Source organism: Clostridium sp. AM43-3BH, assembly GCF_003479985.1.
GTDB classification, from domain to species: Bacteria; Bacillota; Clostridia; order Lachnospirales; family Lachnospiraceae; genus Otoolea; species Otoolea fessa.
Genome location: NZ_QUIH01000005.1, coordinates 260,747 through 279,463, shown reverse-complemented (window position 1 = coordinate 279,463; position 18,717 = coordinate 260,747). Strand labels below are relative to the sequence as shown.

Below are 18,717 nucleotides of genomic sequence, written 5' to 3'. Positions count from 1 at the left end.
ATGCACCTACCTTTCTCTGCTCAAGACCCTAACATGATTATCTGGTCTAATAGAATCAATCATTGAAGAAAAAATACCAAACGCTGTAGGAAAGAAATTTGCTAATAGCTCTAATTTGCCTTGGTCTCCCATAGACGCTTCAAAAAAGTGGGCAAAGGCTTCTGCTTGTAGATTGCCCGGTCTCGTCCAATAGTTCCTTGAGTGACCATAATTTCCGTGCAATTGACCATTTGTTGTCGCATCAATTAAGTCCGAGAAGGAGTGAGCTGAATCCTGCCTAATACGGGTCAGAAAAGCAGTTTGCTTTTCCACTGGAAGATTGTTATATAAGCTCAGGATTCTTTGTCCGTCCTCAACCAGTGCCTCAGCAAATTCTGGAGTATTGGATAGATTGCTCCGATAGTTGCACGAAGCATGGTCGATCATGTGAGCAAGCTCGTGGAAATAAGTTGTTCCTGCACCTCTTGGATTTGTCATATCAGAAGCTGCATTGTAGTAGACTCCTCGTGAATGCCCTATATAATTTCCCGGTGAGTAATGTGCTGTCTGATCCGGTGGATATTCAGAATCTTGTATCATCAGTTTACCAGCGAAATGGTCAAACACTTCTCTGACATTCTGCTCTGCATTTTCATGGCGTTGTGATATAACAGCGATATATCCGTCTGGTGTGCTACCTTGGGTTAGCACGCCAAGGCAATACTGATAAGACGAATTACCAACATTAGGTGTTTGCAGACCCTGGAGGAAAGAATTTCGTGCAGAAGGAGTGTCCAAATTAACATTATCATATTCTTGTACACTTTTGGCAAGTGAAGCAACGTATTTTTCGGCCTGAAGCATAATCTGTAAAATATCATTCAGGGCTTTGTTGCAATCTTTTACGATAGTTCCCAGCTCATCGTACTTCTTGTCATTCCATCCAATTCCCAATTGCTGATATTTCATCTTCACAGAACTTCTTGTAGTTTCGATAGAAGAAATGGAGGTCCGCATATTTTTCAGTATTGTCAGTAATTGAGTTGCATCAGCATTTACGTTGCTCAAACACTCACCTCCTCATTTGTTAATCATTTCGAGTGTAGCTACCTGTTACTAAAACCGGGATATATGTATCAAGCGATTGAGCTGCAAGTGTTCGATGTCGCCCATCACTCTGAAATACATAATAAGAACCTACCTGCGCAACCTGGACAGGATTATTGTAATAGCTACGAATGGTATCATCTAACACTGGGTTTTGTGAAAGCTCATCCAAAGACATTCCTGACTCAGTATTTTGACGAACATCTTGGATGTGCGAAGCTCGCCTTAGAATGTTTTCTCTCGACCATCCCTCTCGACCATTCCGTGTCCAAAATCCTTCCGGGTTCCCAAGTTCTCGGTCACTGAGATAAACTCCTTCAATATCCCTTGCTCTAACGTATACGAGTTCTGGATTTTCATTTCGAGAAAAGGTATAGTTCCCGTTCTCCCAATAATCTCGATATTCTTCATAGTGATTTCCACGGGAAAAATATCGTTCAGCTGATAGTCTGTCTTGAACAAATGCAAGATTAGAACCAAAGGTATTTGACTCAAAGGTGGTTGTATCTGCACTTGATGGTGTAACAGCAAAACTACTGGTCTGAGGTGTGCTTGCAGATATTCCATTTGTAGATCCTAGTTGAACACTTTCGTATTCACTAAGGCTCTTGGCGAGTAAAGCCACATATTTTTCTGCTTGAAGCATAATTACCAATATGTCATTGAGAGCCTTGTTGCAGTCTCTTACAACCACGCCCAACTCGTTGTATTTTTTATCTTGCCATCCAGCACCTAACTGTTCATATTTCATCTTTACAGATTTTTTGGTAGTTTCGATGGAGGAAATGGAATCCTGCATTTTTTTCAGCATTGCGAATAGCTGAACGGAGTCAGCATTTACCATACTCATTTCATCACCTCCTGGCAGCGGATTTTGTGAAGTGCAAAGCGGCGATGTGTCAGGAAAGTCTGACACATCACTGCTTCGGCAAGATTTAATTTAGAGAGGAAAGAAATTGTTCCAACTCAGCAGCGGTCGGTGCAATGTACGGTTTCATCTGGTAAGTATCCTTAACACCGTCTGTGAAGTATACGCTCCTTTCTTTTTTCGTTTTGTTGGTTCATTTTCGCCAGTGTGTTCGTGTCGTTTGCTGTGACGAGAACGCAACATAGACACAAAGAAAACACAAGGGCGAGCTTGCTCGTTTATATACCCTTGTGTTTTCGACTGGATATGTTAAGGTAACAAACAGTAAATGACACGTTACAGACTGCAAAATGTACCAACTGAAAAAAGAAAGAATACCGTTGTGTGCTTTATTTCTCGATCAGCTTTTCAAACATGAGGAAAGGTTTTTATAAAAAAAGAGTAGTTACCGTTTTTTGGTAACTACTCTTTTCCTTTTTTAAGGTTTAAAGTCCTGGAAGTTTAGGTGTTTTGGGTATTGGTGGTGTAGGTAGCTGCAAGCTTTCCAATTTTTGTTGAATTGCTTTAAATTCAGGGGTTTCTTGGTGTTGATTTTGAACCATTTTTTGCTCTATTCTCTCCAAAGTCGGTTGAATTTCTTTCCCTGATACTTTACGATTTAATTCTCTTTCTAAGGTCTCTTTCGGACTAATGGAAGGCGTTTCTAAACTTGAATAGAAGTTTCACTCCTTCTCTATTATAAAGCCTTATATCGCTAAATAAGCCCGTTTTATGAAGGGTTTCTAAGCTGAAATGAACGGGTTTACACCCGGCCTTGACCTCCGCCCGCTGTCCCGCTGAATGGGTGGACAAGGCGGCCAATCCCTCAAAGTGCTTGGACGCTCTCTTTCTGATTTTGGAGCGTTTCTTTTCTAAAAATTGAAATGGGCGGGAAGCCATTTTAGGGCTTTCCCGCCTTGATTACTTTTTAGCAAAGACGGGCGTGACTGTCAACGGCGGCGCATGAAATGCGCCGTTCATCTTGACCGTTGACTGGCTCGGCTGGCTTTGCTATCTTCCTGACAAATGGGAATGTCTAAGATAGTAAAGACGTCCCACATGCAACTCTTTCTTTTATTGCGGAAACCGTATCTTTAATTGTGAATGTAGTTGTGTCTATGACATTTGATTCATATATCCCCAAACCGGAAAATTGCTCCCACATTGTTTCCACTAATTCAATATTTGTTTTTCTATCTAATTTTGAGCGTTCCACAGCTCGCTTCATAGTTTCTTTTTTACTCGCTCTTAATACAATATAGTGTACCTCGTAATCTTCTTGGGCAAGAGCTTTCCATGGCTCCAAAAACCATGGCCCGACAATCCCATCTACAATTACATCATATCCGCCACGAGCATATCGCTTTGCAGCTTCTAAAAAGGCTTCAATGACAACCAGATTTTGCTTGTTGGATTCTGGCAAATGTGGTGGTATTGCGCCTTTGCTTAAGTAATGAAAAAAGTCATCGGTGTGCATATGCACTGATTTATCCATATCTGATTCCTTTGCGACAATTGACGCAGTTGTTGTTTTTCCTGTCCCCGGTGAGCCTGTAATCACAATAATTCTTCCTTGATTCATCTGTATTTTCCCTCACAATTTGAATTTATCACTTTGTTCCTGCCTGCTCAATCATCTTCTTCGCAAACTGGTTTTCCCTGACCCTGATTGCCCACCAAGTAAAAAAGCGGTTGGCGATTCAACCGCTTTTTTACTTGAACCAATTCTTCTAAATTATCATTTAAGCGATTCTCAAACTGTTTGTCAGTAAAATTGACTATATTTGCCATATTAAGCCACTTTCTCTTTATTCAAAACTTGTTTTGAGTAACGATTCATTGACCGCCAATACTCATGAACGGCTTGTAATTCTTCTAAAGAATAATCAAAAAGATTTACACGTTTTGCAAGCTTTAATTGGTTTAATAAATTGACTTCCAATAATTGAGAGTCATTTTTATTTAATTCATGGTTCAAAACATAGTTTAATTATTTCCTCCCGTTAAATAATAGATAACTATTAAAAATAGACAATACTTGCTCATAAGTAACGGTACTTAAATTGTTTACTTTGGCGTGTTTCATTGCTTGATGAAACTGATTTTTAGTAAACAGTTGACGATATTCTCGATTGACCCATTTTGAAACAAAGTACGTATATAGCTTCCAATATTTATCTGGAACATCTGTGGTATGGCGGGTAAGTTTTATTAAGACACTGTTTACTTTTGGTTTAGGATGAAAGCATTCCGCTGGCAGCTTAAGCAATTGCTGAATCGAGACTTGAGTGTGCAAGAGCAACCCTAGTGTTCGGTGAATATCCAAGGTACGCTTGTAGAATCCTTCTTCAACAATCAGATAGATGTCAGACGCATGGCTTTCAAAAACCACTTTTTTAATAATTTGTGTGCTTAAATGGTAAGGAATACTCCCAACAATTTTATACCTCTGTTTGTTAGGGAATTGAAACTGTAGAATATCTTGGTGAATTAAAGTGACACGAGTATTCAGTTTTAATTTTTCTGACGATAAGTTGAATAGATGACTGTCTAATTCAATAGACGTTACCTGTTTACTTATTTTAGCCAGTTTCGTCGTTAAATGCCCTTTACCTGTTCCAATTTCGTAAACGGTATCGGTTTCTTTTAAATTCAATTGTTTTATTATTTGGTTGAGTACTTTTTCACTCGTTAAAAAGTTTTGAGAATATTTTATATTTTTGTTCATGTAATATCCCTTTTTATTTGCTGTGAATATTCGCTCATTTTTCTTCCTCAATAAAAACTCTACCAGCTAACCAACATTCGTCTAATTCATTTGGGAATAATTCAAGCTGGCGAATCATATAATGTGTACTTGGAATGTAATCAAAATAAAACAATAGTGCTAGATATAAACTCCATGGAATTGGGCGTGTCCGATTTTCGTAGGCACTATAAGTTTGTCGTGAAATACCAACAGCCGAAGCAAATTCTTCTTGTGATGCACCAACTTTTCCTCTGAGTGCGGGTAACTCAATCGCCAATTGAGTGGCCAAGTTCTCTTTCTCATCTTTACTAAAATTCCAAAACTGCTTATAAGCATCTCGCCCTACAAATTGAATCAATAAATCTCCTCCTGGGTATACTCTTTCGTAGAGTACATTACTCCACGAAAAAACACCGCCAAACACTGAAAACTCAGCATTATTTGACGGTGTTGACAATTTATTTGACGGCTAATAAATCAGAAAGCCGTTGCATATTTTCTCTTTTTAAATCCATGGATGGGTGTACATAGCGATTCATTGTAATATTCACGCTGGCATGACCCAATATTTCGCTGAGACTTTTTACATCGAATCCAAGCTCTATGCACCTTGTAGCAAATGTATGACGTAACGAGTGATAATTTGCGGAGGTGATTCCGCTGTTTTTCAATACCTTCTTAAAATGATTTTGCATGGTTCTTGGTTCTAATGGATTCTGATCGCTATTGGTTAGGATGTAGCCAGTAGAAGAAGCTTTGTGTGCTGTAAGAATAGTCATTAAGCCATGGGGTACTGGAATAGTACGGATGGAGCAAGCACTTTTTGGTGTGGTAACAACAATCCTTGTCTTGTATTCACTGTTGGTTCTATCTTGGATTCTCTGGAGCGTTTGATGCACGTGGATTGTGTAATCTGAGAATGAAACATCTTCCCATCGTAACGCACAAATTTCACCTACTCTGAGACCAGTGAATAAACATACTAATATACCAATATTGCAGGAATCAAGATTAGAATACAAGTATTGGCATAATTTTTCCTGTTCAGCACGACTCAAAACTCTCATTTCCTTCGTTTGACGTTTTATCTGTATAGATCGTGCGTCACAAGAAATGGCTTTCCCGTTTCGGGTGGCAAATTGTAAGACATTTCGAATTAGAGATAAAATATCTGAAACAGTTTTAGAGGAAAGTCCATTCTCCTTTAATCCACCAGAAACAAGGAAAAAATTACACTGCGTTTCAATAAACTCGTGTGTTATATCACGCAATTGTTTGCTTCCGAACACAGGAAGTATATACGAGCTGAGAAGATTCCTATATTTGTTGCTTGTAGATTCCTTCACTTTAGGACATATAGCTTGAAACCATTCCATAGCAACCTGTTCAAATTGATCTGAGCTAATTTCTGGATCGACAGTGACAGAATTACTCGTGCACGAACTTTGACTGATAAGTTTTGCCTTGACTTCTCGATATGACTTTGCATAAACATAACCGTAATTGGCTTTGCCTGTAGAAGATCGGGACTTAATGTATCTTCCTTCCCATCTGCCGTCTTTCCTTTTGTAAATATTTTCTCCTTTTCGTGCCATAAGGTACACCTCCTTCAATATGACTATAATTCTGACGGCAAATTGTGACTTTGGAACTTTCTAAGATGGATTTTTGTGCAAAACCTCGTGTTTTATGTCCCTAACATATTGACAAACAGTGCGACAATTTGTAAAATAAAGATATAAACTAAAAAAAACAGAGAAGAATGCGATTCGTGGAGTAATGTACTCTACGAATTTTTTATTTTAAAGAACCTCAAGATAGCTCATATTGTCGTCTTGGGGTTCTTTTCATTCTATCATTTAATGCAATCTGCCTATAAAATTTTATCATATTGCATTTATAAATGCAACTTGCACCCGATGTTGGTTGTTGAGATTTTTGGTACATTTTATAATGTATAGCAGAATCATACACAGCATGGAGGTGATTGAAACGCAACCGGAAATTGATTACGTTAAGATTGGTCAGCGCATTAGAGCTGCCCGACTGGAAAAGGGTTATAGTCAGGCTGATTTGGGTGCGTTGGTTGGTTGCTCGAACAATCATATGAGCCATGTTGAAGTTGGACAGACGAAAGTTTCTTTGGCAATGCTTCTAAAACTGGCATTCGTCTTGGAAAAGAACTTTGACTATTTTTTACTGGATACCCCATATGCAAAATGCGACAGCATCATTGATAATGAGATTGCTGCAAAACTGAAAAAGTGTAATGTAACAACATTGATAACCGTAGGAAAGTTGATTGATGTCTTGATTGACCAGCAAGAGATGATAAAAAAAGCGGAGCTTGATTGATATAATGAAAAAGAAGCCCATTGACGGTACAGAGTGAACTGCTATGGGGTTCTTTTTTGCAGCACAATATACTGATTCTTTAAGAAGCAAAAAGTCCACCAGTCATGATGCACTACGCATCGTACTGGTGGACTTTTTCTGTAAAGATATAAAAATAGATATTCATATATCGCCATAACCAATGTCGTTATCGTAGGCATGAAGATCTTCTTTCAGGAAATCTGCTTTACGAATATACATCGAATTTACCAGCTCTCCTTTTTCGTGGAGCAGGCTGAATTTGTAGTCTAATAATGCTGCCGGTACATAGAGCATTTTAGCCGTTTCAAAAAATGTGTGTTCCGAAAGGCATTCCAGGACTTTCCCATCTTCTAACAGAAGCTCCGCCGCAAAGAAGTTTGCTTCATTTTCTTCGATTGATCTATCATCAAAAACTTCCATTTCTTGAAAGCCGTGCATCATAGCGATTTTTGTATGCAGGACAGCGTGTCCTAATTCATGTGCGACTAATATACGCTCCAGGATACCGTTCACATTGTGATCTATCACGATATTCTTTTGTCTGGACTGGTAATAGAAGAAGCCCTTCAATTTCTTCTGTAAATCGTAATAGTGGATTTTGATACCTAACAGCTGACATAGCTCGTAAGGGTCTCTGGTGTGATATTTTCGCACAAGCTTATCGACAGTTTCAATGATATGCTCTGCCGTTTTCATTTGCTTCACCTCCGAATCGCACACAGAAAACATATTCTGTGCTTGAGGATTTTACTCTTTATCTTTATGCTTTCTGTATTTCTTCGGAGTGTACTTTTCCCGTGCTGTTTTCTTAGAGTCCATATAAACTGACATAATCGCCTGGAAGAATACATCTTTTGCGTCCTCGTCCAATTCTCCACCGGCAAACAGAGAATTTACACGACCCAACACTTCCTGAGCTTCTTTTGCTCCTTTTGAACCGAAGTTTTCCTTTGCCTCTAAAATAAACATATCCTGATCTATATGGCTCTGGCTATCCGTTTCAGATTCGTCCAAAAGATAGGACACAGAGATATGCAGTGCTTCAGCAAGTTTTCTGATGTTGCTTTTTCTGGGGAGTGTTCCGAGCTGCTCATAGGTGTAAAGGGATCTTTCGGAAATGCCGGTCATCTGGGCAAGCTCCGTTTGAGATAGGTTCATAGCCAAACGAGCTTCTTTAATTTTTTCTCCAAATGTCATGGTAGTATCCTTCCTTTCAAAAAATATTTATTCGTAACTTCCGATTATTTGTTGACAAACTTCTGGAAAATGCTATAATAAGAATCATAACAGAAGTTTTAATTCCACTTAATTATATATCGGAACTTTTATAAAGTCAAGAACTTCCGATTTCACTTCTGTTATTTTAATCAAATATCGGAAGTTATAGTCATTCTTGTCCCATGGTATTTGTTTCCCTTTAGCCAAGTGACAGGAGTTAGAAAGGAATTCTTATTTTATGGATTAGGCTGAAAGGAGATTCTGAATGAGCAGATATAATACACAGGTATTAAGCAGTATTCGAATGCTTTGCCGGATGCAGAACATTGACGAGAAGGTTCTGTATGAAAGAGCAAAGCTGATTTTATCCATATATCGAGAGGTGTGCTGGTCTACCATTGATCGTGCGAATGATGTATGTGATACCCTTATTTGTACTTACGGTGACAGCTTAGATGGTGCATTGATTTATCTGGAGAACTTTGCTCCGGATGAAGCGAGAGAACGATTTGAAGAACGCATTCGCAGCTTATTTGAGACAAAGTGGATCATTGAACTGGTAGATATGGCTATGTTGAAAATCAGAGAATATCCAGATAAAGGCGCTCTGTACTGTGAGATTATCTCAAAGGCATATCTCAACCGCTTCAAGTACAGGGAATCAGAAATGCTGGAGGTTTTGAATATGGAACGCAGCACCTACTATGACCGAAAGAAAGAAGCGATACTGTTATTTGGTCTGTCACTTTGGGGAACAGCCATTCCTAAATTGAAAGATTTCCTGGAAAGTGCCCGGGAGGAAGAAGCATTGTGTTATTGTGAATGCTAAGACAGGATTTTAGTCCGACTAAAATCCGATGAAAATACGACGGTTCCCCTACTGAAAGTCCGACTTGTCCAGTGTTAAAATGGCTATGCTGGGAGATAGCGGCATAAAATTGAATAGAGAGAGTTACGCCTCGTGCCTGTAATGGGTACGGGGCTTTTTTTATACCTGCCTATTTTCCCCCATAATTAACACAAAGGCATGAACGAGAGCTTGGAGTAATTTACTCCGGCTCTTTTTTTATGCCTGCAAGGAGGACAGGCAGATGGCAAAGGGTATTGAGAATCGGGCACGATCTCCTCCCGCTGTTTTTGATTTTGCAACTTCACAAATTCAAAAACACGGAGGAACGAAAATGTATTACGACTTGGTTGAAAGCGGAAAAAGAATTAAAGCCTTGAGAAAGGAACATGGGCTTACACAGGAACAGCTTGCGGAGCAGTTAGGTGTTGCCGCAAACACCATTGCACGAATTGAAACCGGCAACAGAGGTATCTCTATTGATTTGGCAATCGAACTGGTTGTGCGCTTTGAGACAACCCTTGATTACATATTTTTAGGTCGTGAATAACCTCAAAACTATACCTACGAGGCAATAAAAACTTGCATGAGGAACAGGTACAATTTAGATACAGCCAAAGAAAATCGGCTGCTTGATCCTTGAAAACTGAATACACAGTCATCGAATACGTTCCTGTTGCCGGTGCGAGAGCATCAGCCACATCAGCGGTACGCCGAGACGTATCGGATAGAGAAACAGAACGACTTTCTTCTATAAATTAAGCGCTTGTCTCTCTCCCGATGCCAGCGATCAATACTGGCTTGTAAATATTGGGTTGCTCCCAATACGGCCATGAAAGCAACAGGATTAAAGATACTTCTCTACGGAGCTGGCGGAGAACCCGGCAGAGGTTAGATTCCTATGGAACTGATTCGCAATCAGTCGTTCGGTGATTCCCTGAGGGCGTAAGCCCTCTTTCCCAGGGGTGCGTGGCAAATATGGGACACATAGACTTTTGGACTGACTGCCTGATTCCTTTCTGGCAGTCAGTTATTACATAGCCAACGAAAGGAGGTCATGGCACATGATGAAAGAAAATTGGGTATATTGCCGTGGTGATATTTATTGCGCCAAGCTGGACCCGGTAGTTGGGTCGGAACAAGGCGGCATCCGTCCGGTTATCGTCATTCAGAACGATACCGGTAATAAACACGCTCCCACATTGATTGTGGCAACGGTCACCACCAGAATCCATAAGAAAGCGAATATGCCGACGCACTTTGTTATTTACGACAATCCTGCATTCAAAGAAGCGTCCGTTGTTCAGCTGGAACAGATTCGTACCATTGATAAAAGCAGGATTGATAATTACTTAGGTAAGGTAACGCCCCGTGAAATGGTAGCGATTGAGAAAGCCTTATCTGTCAGCCTGGCAATGGAACAGCTGAAAAAGCGTTCCCCAAAACATAAAGCAAAGAGAGCGAAGGAGTGAACATAAATGTTTGAAGAAAGAATCGCTGCCATGAATCAGCGCACCGAAGAAGCGATGGCTGCTAACGCAGTTCAGTTTGATAAGAGAACCTATACGGTTGATGAGATTCAGGATATTCTGGGCATCAGCAGAACCAGCGCATACAACCTTGTGAAAAAGAAAGTTTTCCATAGCGTCCGCATCGGTGGCAGTATCAGAATCTCCAAAAAGAGTTTTGATGAGTGGTTGGATCATCAAATGTAAGATTTGTCAAGGGCGTCGTACAACCCGGCGACAAACTTCAAAACATATTGAGAGTTCGATAAAATGTAGCCATGACAAGAAACACATGGCTACATTTTTTACATAGGAGGTTGTACGATGGCGGAAATGAGAAAACGCACGAGTATGTCTGTTCTGGAAATGGGCAGGATGCTCGGTCTTGGTAAAACGGAGTCATACTGGCTCATTAAGAAGAATTACTTCAAAACCATTCTTGTCGGCAACACCATGAGGGTGATGATCGACAGCTTTGAAGAATGGTATGCCAATCAGTTCAAATACCAGAAGGTCGATGGAACCCCTCCCGGCGAGGAATTGAAGAAAACTACATATTCAATGGAGGAGCTTGGACAGCGCCTTGGGCTGAAAGAAGCGACTGCTTACGAACTGGTTGCCAAAGGGCATTTTGATGTGGTCGATGTCCTGGGCAAGCGCAGAGTGACAAAGGAGAGCTTTGAAAGATGGTATGCTTCTCAAACCGATTACCGCACGGTAGAGGATCAGGAACTGGATGCAGATATTATGGCATCCACCTACGGTCTGCCGGAAATGGCAAGAATGCTTGGGGTACATCGTCAGACCATTTACTATATCGTTGCCAATGAAGATTTTGAGCTTATCAAGGTTGGCAGGTATAAGCGAGCTACCAAAGAGAGCTTTGAAAAATGGTATCACAATCAGACCCGCTACCAGTTAGCGGAAGATAGACAGGAAAGGAGCTGATTACATGGCATCTATCGTTAAGAGAAAAAAGAAGTATTCTGTGGTTTATACATACACCGATGAGAACGGCAACAAGCGTCAGAAGTGGGAAACCTTTGAAACGAATGCCGAAGCAAAGAAAAGGAAGTTGCAGGTTGAATATGAGCAGGAGTCCGGAACCTTTATTCCCCCTTCTGCTAAAACCGTCAATGATCTTTTGGATGAGTATATGTCAATCTATGGTGTGAACACCTGGGCGATGTCTACCTATGAAAGCAGAAAGAGCCTGATTGCAAACTATATTCGTCCCCTCATCGGTGATATGAAGCTGGAGGATGTCACGCCGAGAATCATGGACAAGTATTACCGAGATTTGCTTTCTGTCAAAGCGGTTTCTTCTAAGTATGTAAAAGCCCGTACAGAATATCTGACTCCGCATACTGTCCGAGAGGTTCACAAGACATTGCGAAATGCTTTCAATCAAGCGGTCAAGTGGGAATTGATGACCAGAAACCCTGTGGAGCACGCTACGCTGCCGAAAGAAGAACACAAGACCAGGGATATCTGGACAGCAGAAGTGCTCCAGAAGGCTCTGGAAGCCTGTGACGATGATATTCTTCGTCTGGCTATTAACCTTGCCTTCTCCTGTTCCCTGCGAATGGGCGAGCTTCTGGGGCTTACCTGGGACTGTATTGACATTTCCCCCACCAGTATTGAACTTGGTCAGGCAAGCATCTTCGTTGAAAAGGAGTTGCAGAGAGTAAATCGTGAAGCGATGGCAGATCTGGACGGTAAGGACATCATGTTCAAGTTCCCACCGACCTTCGCCAGTACGCATACCGCATTGGTTCTCAAAACTCCTAAGACCAAAACAAGTGTCCGCAAGGTGTTCTTACCGAAAACCGTAGCGGAAATGTTGGTACAGCGAAAGGCTGACATCGAAGAACTGAAAGACCTTTTCGGTGACGAGTTCGTAGACTTCAATCTGGTTTTCTGTTCTTCCAATGGCAAGCCGATTGAGGGGCAGGTTATCAACCGTGCTTTCAATAAGCTGATTGAGGAGAAGGGACTGCCGAAAGTGGTTTTCCATAGTCTCCGACATTCCAGTATCACTTACAAGCTGAAGCTGAACGGCGGCGATATGAAATCCGTTCAAGGCGATTCCGGTCATGCACAGGTCAAGATGGTAGCGGATGTTTACTCCCATATCATCGACGATGACCGCAGACTGAACGCTGAAAGAATGGAAGCTGCGTTCTACTCAGGCAGACAGGCAACGCCTGAGCCGGTTCAACCAGCCGCAACGGAAAGCTCCGCTGATGATAAAGAACTTCTTCTGAAGCTTCTGCAAAATCCGGAAATGGCAGCACTCCTGAAGTCGCTGGCAAAAACATTATAGTAACTGCAAGGGCAGATCCTTTTACATAGCTACAATAGCTGTAAAAGGGTCTGCCCTTATTTTTTTGTTATGGAGGTCAACGAGTATGGATAGAATCTTTATGGACGAGTATTACGAGCATCTGAGAGCTGACAATATCGAGGCATTTTCCAAGGAAAGGAACGACGAATATGTTGGCAGAGCTGAGGAATACAAAGCAGCAAAGTCGGCATTGCTTGAAGGATTGGGACTTGAGCATTTGTTTGACCATAGCCATGAACTGACTCCGAAAGAGAAAGAAATATGGATGCTGTTCGATAGGGTTGATGTAGCAGAGCTTCTTGCAAGGGATGCTTTTGCCAAGGGTGCTTATATGCTCGGCGCTGAGGATAGAGAGATTATGCTGAAATAAAAAAAGACCTGCTTCGGCGGGTCTAAATTACATAGAATCATTGAGTCTGAAAAACCTTTGAAATTCTTAATAATTCTGGTTGAAAAATTCATTTTGAAATGATATATAAAACAGACTGAAATCTGTGTCTAAGGACACCCGCACCCTCACACGAGAATGAATAGGATTTCCTATCATTTCGCATCACGAGAAGTTACATAGTGACATTTACTTGCACTTGCAACGTCCACCAAAAATCGAAAGACTTGCTAATTTCGAGCCAATCGGACGGTGTAAAATCCCTCTGAATTAGCTATCACAGCGTAGTATCAGATGGGATTTGAAATGCTGAAAAACCTTGTATTTCCAAGCATTTTTAAGCATTAGATGCCACTTCCCGATGTCGTATCGGGTCTACTCCTAAGCACTAGTTGAGGGTTCGATTCCCCCTGGGAACGTGCATTTTTTGCAGCAATGATCGTAAAAGTTCATTGCTGCTTTTTCTTTTTTCCGGTGCTCGTGAGCACCGAGAGAACACTTAAACGCAGATATTGAGCACCGAAATTTCTTAACGGGCACCAATGCAATAATTCAATCCTGGTACCGAACGGAGATAACTACAGCGTAGGATAAGGATTGGGGTGTCAATGAATGTAAATATGGTTTTCTTGCCTGAACAAAACAGGCCTGACGGATCTATCCGCTCAGATTAGATTAAGAATCTATTCTGGGCGGATTTTTTCGTTACAGATATTTTAGAGGAGGATAGCTTATGGATAAAAAAACGGATGTAAGAGATCCGGATGAAAAAGTTGTTGAGATTGAAATGGAACGGTTAAGAGCATTTTCAAATCATCCATTTAAAGTGATCGGAGACAGTCAGATGATTGAGCTGCAGGACAGCATAAAAAAGTATGGTGTACTGAATCCATTGATTGTTCGTCCAAAGATTGAAGGCTACTACGAAATTATTTCTGGTCACAGAAGAAAATATGCGGCTGAGAAGCTGGGATATAAGAAAATTCCGGTAATCATTTGTATGTTGCAGGATGATGAAGCAGTAGTGATCATGGTCGATTCCAATTTGCAGAGAGAGCAAATTACACCAAGTGAAAAGGCCTATGCCTATAAGATGAAATATGATGCCATCAAAAAAAAGGCAGGCAGAAAGAATTGTAGTCAAGTTGACCACAATACAGGAAAGAGGAGTATTGACGTAATCGGAGAACTTTGTGGTGACAGTGCGAAGCAGGTGCATGGCAGTATCAAATCAAAAAGGTGGAGTTGGAAAGACGGTATCGTGCGTGAATTTAGGAATCGGACTGGCACAGGAAGGGAAAAAGGTTCTTCTGATAGATGCAGATCCGCAGGGCAGTCTCACAATTAGTTTAGGGTATGAGGAACCGGATGAAATGGAGTATTCTCTTGCAACGCTGATGCTAAATATTGTGAATGATGAAAAACTGAACATGGAAAAAACAATCCTTCATCATAAGGAAGGTGTGGATCTGATACCGGCCAATATAGAATTATCAGCGATTGAGGTATCTTTGGTAAACGCAATGAGCAGGGAACTGATTATGAGGTCACTTATTGAGAGATTAAGGGAATTTTATGATTTTATCATTATAGATTGTATTCAGAAGTAGTAGATACGAATGGAAGCGGACATGGTGCATTGGCAGGAGTTCTTAATGCATTAAATGCCGATGTTTTGATCTGCGGCGGAATAGGAGGAGGTGCCCAGACTGCGTTAGCGGCAGCAGGCATTAAGCTTTTTGGCGGAGTTTCAGGAGATGCAGATAAAGCAGTAGAAGCTTTTATCAATGATACACTTGATTATAATCCAGATGTTAAGTGTTCTCACCATGAGCACAGCCACGGAGAGGGACATACATGTGGTAAACATGGATGTGGAAACCATAGCTGTCATTAAGAAGAATAGAAAAAAATACAATACGAAAGGATGCGTCAAGGTAATGGGAGAATTATCGTGATACATCCTTTTGTATTATTTGATAAGATGGCAGATTACATTTTCAATAAGGCGGTTAAAAACTGTGAATGCTACATCGATCTCTACATGGATTGAGTATTTTTCTTTTCTTACTTGTAGAAAGTGATGAATGGAAGGTATAATATTGTTAATGATCCAGAGATATTTATTTTGGAAACAGCTTAATCAATTTGGAGGTATAAAATGAAAGCACATAAATATTGGTCAATCGGAGCAATAGTTACAATGGTTGGAACTTTTTATACAGGATATAAAGGGTTAAAAGAAGCACACAAATACTTTGCATTTGGCTCTCTGATATGCATGATTATGGCAGTCTATTCTGGTCATAAAATGATTTCAGGTAATAAAAGAACAAGAAAACAGGTGGAAAATACAAAAGCGGAGGAATAGTAAATGTTAGAGATAGGAACAAAAGCACCGGATTTTGAATTGCCGGATCAGAACGGAGAAGTGCATAAATTAAGTGATTATTTAGGTGAAAAAATAATTTTATATTTTTATCCAAAGGATAATACACCAGGATGTACGAAGCAGGCATGTGGCTTTTCTGAGCGTTATCCACAATTCACCGAGAAAGGTGCGGTGATCCTTGGAGTCAGTAAGGATTCTGTAGCCTCTCACAAGAAATTTGAGGAAAAATATGGATTGGCATTTACACTTTTGGCAGATCCGGAGCGTAAGGTGATCGAAGCATATGATGTCTGGAAAGAAAAGAAAAAATATGGCAAGGTTTCTATGGGTGTGGTAAGAACCACATATCTTATTGACGAGCAGGGAATCATTAGAAAGGCAAATGATAAAGTCAAGGCGGCAGATGATCCTGAAAATATGCTTAAGGAATTAAATTGATGAAGATTATATTGTCACCTGCAAAAAAGATGATTGTAGATACAGATAACATAGCACCGGTTGAACTGCCTGCCTTTATTGATAAGACAGCAGAGATATTAAGCTGGATGAAAAGCAAATCAAAAGAGGAACTGAAAGCTATCTGGAAATGTAATGACAAGATTGCAGAGCAGAACGTTAACAGATTGGAAAATATGGATCTTTATAACAGACTTACTCCGGCTGTTTTAGCATATGAAGGAATTGCATTTCAATATATGGCACCAGCTGTGTTTGAAATCCAGCAGTTTGAGTATCTGCAAAATCATTTAAGAATCCTGTCTGCGTTTTATGGCATTTTAAAACCACTGGATGGTGTGACTCCTTATCGCCTTGAAATGCAGGCAAAAGCTGAGATTGAAGAAACAACAAATCTATATGATTACTGGGGGGACCGGTTATATCATTCAGTAATTGATGACAGCAGGATTATCATTAATCTTGCATCAAAAGAATACTCGAAATGTATAGAAAAGTATCTGACACCACAGGACAGATATATTACGATTGTATTTTGTGAGTTATCCGGAGATAAATTGGTAACAAAAGGTACTTATGCCAAGATGGCTCGTGGTGAAATGGTCAGATTCATAGCGGAAAATAATATTGAAAATCCGGTGGAGATTCAGAAATTTGACAGACTCGGATATTCGTTTAGGTCTGATTTATCTTCAGATTCAGAATATGTATTTGAACGCAAAATAAAATAGTTATTCAGGTAAAAGATGCTCAGTTTAGCACCTTTTATAATAATGAGAATATTACTATTTTTATTGACAACAGGATAATAGTGGTATATAATCCTTATTAAGAACTAATCCTAATAAGGAGGACGGATGACAAGTAGGAGAAATACCATTCAAAAAGATCTCGTAAGAAATACCGTATACGAAATGAGAAGACACGTTACGGCAATTGAAGTGTATGAATTTATAAAAGAAGCATATCCATCAATTGGAAAAGGAACTGTATATAGAAATCTTGATATATTGGTAGAGGAAGGTGCATTAAGAAAGGTTGAAGTTCCGAATGGACCGAACCGATTTGATTTTACATTGAAAAATCATTACCATGTAAGATGTATAAAGTGCGGTGAAATTTTTGATGTGGATATGGATCAAATACCGGATTTGCTGGAAAGAATTCATAACACTCATGGAATTGAATTTGTGGATTACGATATTTCATTTAAAGGCATTTGCCCGAAATGCAGGGAGAAGGTAAAGGAGGAACAGCATGGATAGGAAAGCAATGTATAAGTTGAGTTATGGACTGTTTATATTGACCGCTAAAGAAGCAGAAAAAGATAACGGATGCATCATTAATACAGCCATTCAGGCAGCTTCGGAACCAAACCAGTTAAGTATCTGTGTAAATAAGGCAAATTATACGCATGATATGATTCAAAGAACCGGAAAATTTACTGTATCAGTCTTAAGTCAGAAGGCACAATTTGAATTGTTCAAACATTTTGGCTTCCAATCAGGAAGGGATACCAATAAGTTTGAAGCATTTGAGCAGTGTGCCAGGGGCACGAATGGTATTTATTATATTACAGAAGGTACAAATGCATACATTTCTGTGACAGTTACTAAAACAGAGGACTTAGGTTCACATACGATGTTTATCGGTGAGATAACCGATATGGAAGTTTTAAGCAATGTTCCTTCAGTAACATATGATTATTATCAGAATAACATTAAGCCTAAGCCACAGGAGGTTGGAAAAACAGAGGACAGTCAGACAATATGGCGTTGCAGAATTTGCGGATATGAATATGTAGGCGAGGAATTACCGGATGACTTTATATGTCCTTTGTGCAAGCACCCGGCATCAGATTTTGAAAAAGTAGTAAAGAAAACGGAGGTAAAAGAGATGGCAGAAAACAAATATGTAGGAACACAGACAGAGAAGAATTTACAGGAGGCATTTGCGGGGGAATCACAGGCAAGAAATAAGTATACCTATTTTGCTTCTGTAGCGAAAAAGGAAGGTTACGAGCAGATGTCAGCATTGTTTTTAAAGACTGCAGATAATGAGAAAGAACATGCAAAGATGTGGTTCAAGGAATTAGCAGGAATTGGTGATACAAAGGAAAACCTGGCGGCAGCGGCAGAAGGCGAAAATTATGAGTGGACAGATATGTATGACGGCTTTGCTAAAACAGCTGAGGAAGAAGGATTCCCTGAGCTTGCAGCAAAATTCAGGGCAGTAGGTGAGATTGAGAAGCACCATGAGGAAAGATATCGTGCACTTCTTAAGAATATTGAAACTGCACAGGTATTTGAAAAGAGCGAAGTTAAGGTATGGGAATGCCGTAACTGCGGACATATTGTGGTAGGAACAAAGGCTCCTGAGGTATGTCCGGTATGTAACCATCCACAAAGCTATTTTGAAGTACATGAAGAGAATTATTAAGGAG

The 18,717-nt window shown here is 40.1% G+C and carries 22 protein-coding genes and 5 pseudogenes; 16 read left to right on the top strand and 11 right to left on the bottom strand.

What is annotated here, in order from left to right; translation table 11 throughout:
• Nucleotides 1–6: 6 nt before the first annotated feature.
• From DW931_RS10200 to DW931_RS10150, 9 genes and pseudogenes are all read right to left on the bottom strand, one after another.
• Nucleotides 7–1,047, bottom strand: a complete 1,041-nt coding sequence (locus DW931_RS10200) for a hypothetical protein (RefSeq protein ID WP_002304399.1) — start codon at nt 1,045–1,047, stop codon at nt 7–9.
• A 19-nt stretch (nt 1,048–1,066) separates the two neighbouring features.
• Entirely contained in the window at nt 1,067–1,936 is an 870-nt protein-coding gene (locus tag DW931_RS10195; protein WP_002578944.1) for a hypothetical protein, read from the bottom strand.
• Nucleotides 1,937–2,439: 503 nt separating this feature from the next.
• Nucleotides 2,440–2,743, bottom strand: a pseudogene (locus DW931_RS16480) (toxin zeta); the annotation flags it as partial.
• A 286-nt stretch (nt 2,744–3,029) separates the two neighbouring features.
• Nucleotides 3,030–3,575: an AAA family ATPase gene (locus DW931_RS10175; RefSeq protein WP_002304402.1), complete on the bottom strand. Its 546-nt coding sequence runs from the start codon at nt 3,573–3,575 to the stop codon at nt 3,030–3,032.
• Between the two features lie 60 nt (nt 3,576–3,635).
• Nucleotides 3,636–3,784 (bottom strand): annotated as a pseudogene (locus DW931_RS10170) (zeta toxin family protein); the annotation flags it as partial.
• A gap of 1 nt (nt 3,785) precedes the next feature.
• Nucleotides 3,786–3,983 (bottom strand): annotated as a pseudogene (locus DW931_RS10165) (antitoxin); the annotation flags it as partial.
• Entirely contained in the window at nt 3,984–4,751 is a 768-nt protein-coding gene (erm(B), locus tag DW931_RS10160; protein ID WP_255420040.1) for a 23S rRNA (adenine(2058)-N(6))-methyltransferase Erm(B), read from the bottom strand.
• A gap of 4 nt (nt 4,752–4,755) precedes the next feature.
• Nucleotides 4,756–5,100 (bottom strand): helix-turn-helix transcriptional regulator, encoded by a 345-nt coding sequence (locus DW931_RS10155; protein WP_243015325.1) that lies wholly within the window; start codon nt 5,098–5,100, stop codon nt 4,756–4,758.
• Between the two features lie 100 nt (nt 5,101–5,200).
• On the bottom strand, nt 5,201–6,337 hold the full coding sequence (locus DW931_RS10150) for a site-specific integrase (protein WP_002304408.1): 1,137 nt from the start codon (nt 6,335–6,337) through the stop codon (nt 5,201–5,203).
• 382 nt (nt 6,338–6,719) lie between these two features.
• On the opposite strand from DW931_RS10150, the gene DW931_RS10145 reads away from it, so the two are divergent.
• The gene (locus tag DW931_RS10145) at nt 6,720–7,097 is read left to right on the top strand and encodes a helix-turn-helix transcriptional regulator (protein ID WP_002578940.1); all 378 of its coding nucleotides are present in this window, start codon (nt 6,720–6,722) and stop codon (nt 7,095–7,097) included.
• A 162-nt stretch (nt 7,098–7,259) separates the two neighbouring features.
• On the opposite strand, the gene DW931_RS10140 is transcribed toward DW931_RS10145, so the two are convergent.
• Nucleotides 7,260–7,814: an ImmA/IrrE family metallo-endopeptidase gene (locus DW931_RS10140; protein WP_002304410.1), complete on the bottom strand. Its 555-nt coding sequence runs from the start codon at nt 7,812–7,814 to the stop codon at nt 7,260–7,262.
• Nucleotides 7,815–7,865: 51 nt separating this feature from the next.
• Nucleotides 7,866–8,315, bottom strand: coding sequence for a helix-turn-helix transcriptional regulator (locus tag DW931_RS10135; protein WP_002304411.1), 450 nt, complete (start codon nt 8,313–8,315; stop codon nt 7,866–7,868).
• Between the two features lie 286 nt (nt 8,316–8,601).
• Here DW931_RS10135 and DW931_RS10130 point away from each other — a divergent pair, with 286 nt between their 5' ends.
• The 15 genes and pseudogenes from DW931_RS10130 (at nt 8,602) to rbr (ending at nt 18,713) form a co-directional block, all read left to right on the top strand.
• Nucleotides 8,602–9,165, top strand: coding sequence for a hypothetical protein (locus DW931_RS10130; RefSeq protein WP_002304412.1), 564 nt, complete (start codon nt 8,602–8,604; stop codon nt 9,163–9,165).
• 262 nt (nt 9,166–9,427) lie between these two features.
• Entirely contained in the window at nt 9,428–9,733 is a 306-nt protein-coding gene (locus tag DW931_RS10125; protein ID WP_002304413.1) for a helix-turn-helix transcriptional regulator, read from the top strand.
• 514 nt (nt 9,734–10,247) lie between these two features.
• Entirely contained in the window at nt 10,248–10,655 is a 408-nt protein-coding gene (locus DW931_RS10120) for a type II toxin-antitoxin system PemK/MazF family toxin (protein ID WP_002578938.1), read from the top strand.
• 6 nt (nt 10,656–10,661) lie between these two features.
• On the top strand, nt 10,662–10,898 hold the full coding sequence (locus DW931_RS10115) for a helix-turn-helix domain-containing protein (RefSeq protein WP_002304418.1): 237 nt from the start codon (nt 10,662–10,664) through the stop codon (nt 10,896–10,898).
• Between the two features lie 117 nt (nt 10,899–11,015).
• Nucleotides 11,016–11,639 carry a helix-turn-helix domain-containing protein gene (locus DW931_RS10110; protein WP_002304420.1) on the top strand — a complete coding sequence of 208 codons (624 nt, stop codon included), beginning with the start codon at nt 11,016–11,018 and terminating at the stop codon, nt 11,637–11,639.
• 4 nt (nt 11,640–11,643) lie between these two features.
• Entirely contained in the window at nt 11,644–13,017 is a 1,374-nt protein-coding gene (locus tag DW931_RS10105; protein ID WP_002304423.1) for a site-specific integrase, read from the top strand.
• 85 nt (nt 13,018–13,102) lie between these two features.
• Nucleotides 13,103–13,408, top strand: coding sequence for a hypothetical protein (locus DW931_RS10100; protein ID WP_002304425.1), 306 nt, complete (start codon nt 13,103–13,105; stop codon nt 13,406–13,408).
• 751 nt (nt 13,409–14,159) lie between these two features.
• Nucleotides 14,160–14,774: a ParB/RepB/Spo0J family partition protein gene (locus tag DW931_RS10095; protein ID WP_227589455.1), complete on the top strand. Its 615-nt coding sequence runs from the start codon at nt 14,160–14,162 to the stop codon at nt 14,772–14,774.
• Nucleotides 14,692–15,027, top strand: a pseudogene (locus DW931_RS10090) (AAA family ATPase); the annotation flags it as partial. The gene DW931_RS10095 and the pseudogene DW931_RS10090, both read left to right, overlap by 83 nt.
• Nucleotides 15,021–15,323, top strand: a pseudogene (locus DW931_RS10085) (NifB/NifX family molybdenum-iron cluster-binding protein); the annotation flags it as partial. The pseudogenes DW931_RS10090 and DW931_RS10085, both read left to right, overlap by 7 nt.
• A 264-nt stretch (nt 15,324–15,587) precedes the next feature.
• Nucleotides 15,588–15,797: a DUF6219 family protein gene (locus tag DW931_RS10080; protein WP_118293337.1), complete on the top strand. Its 210-nt coding sequence runs from the start codon at nt 15,588–15,590 to the stop codon at nt 15,795–15,797.
• A gap of 3 nt (nt 15,798–15,800) precedes the next feature.
• On the top strand, nt 15,801–16,256 hold the full coding sequence (gene bcp / locus DW931_RS10075) for a thioredoxin-dependent thiol peroxidase (protein ID WP_118482273.1): 456 nt from the start codon (nt 15,801–15,803) through the stop codon (nt 16,254–16,256).
• Entirely contained in the window at nt 16,256–17,005 is a 750-nt protein-coding gene (yaaA, locus tag DW931_RS10070) for a peroxide stress protein YaaA (protein WP_107000939.1), read from the top strand. The genes bcp and yaaA overlap by 1 nt, the downstream gene beginning before the upstream one ends.
• A 126-nt stretch (nt 17,006–17,131) precedes the next feature.
• Entirely contained in the window at nt 17,132–17,539 is a 408-nt protein-coding gene (locus DW931_RS10065; protein ID WP_107000938.1) for a transcriptional repressor, read from the top strand.
• Nucleotides 17,532–18,713 carry a rubrerythrin gene (gene rbr / locus DW931_RS16400; RefSeq protein WP_107000937.1) on the top strand — a complete coding sequence of 394 codons (1,182 nt, stop codon included), beginning with the start codon at nt 17,532–17,534 and terminating at the stop codon, nt 18,711–18,713. The genes DW931_RS10065 and rbr overlap by 8 nt, the downstream gene beginning before the upstream one ends.
• Nucleotides 18,714–18,717: the final 4 nt, after the last annotated feature.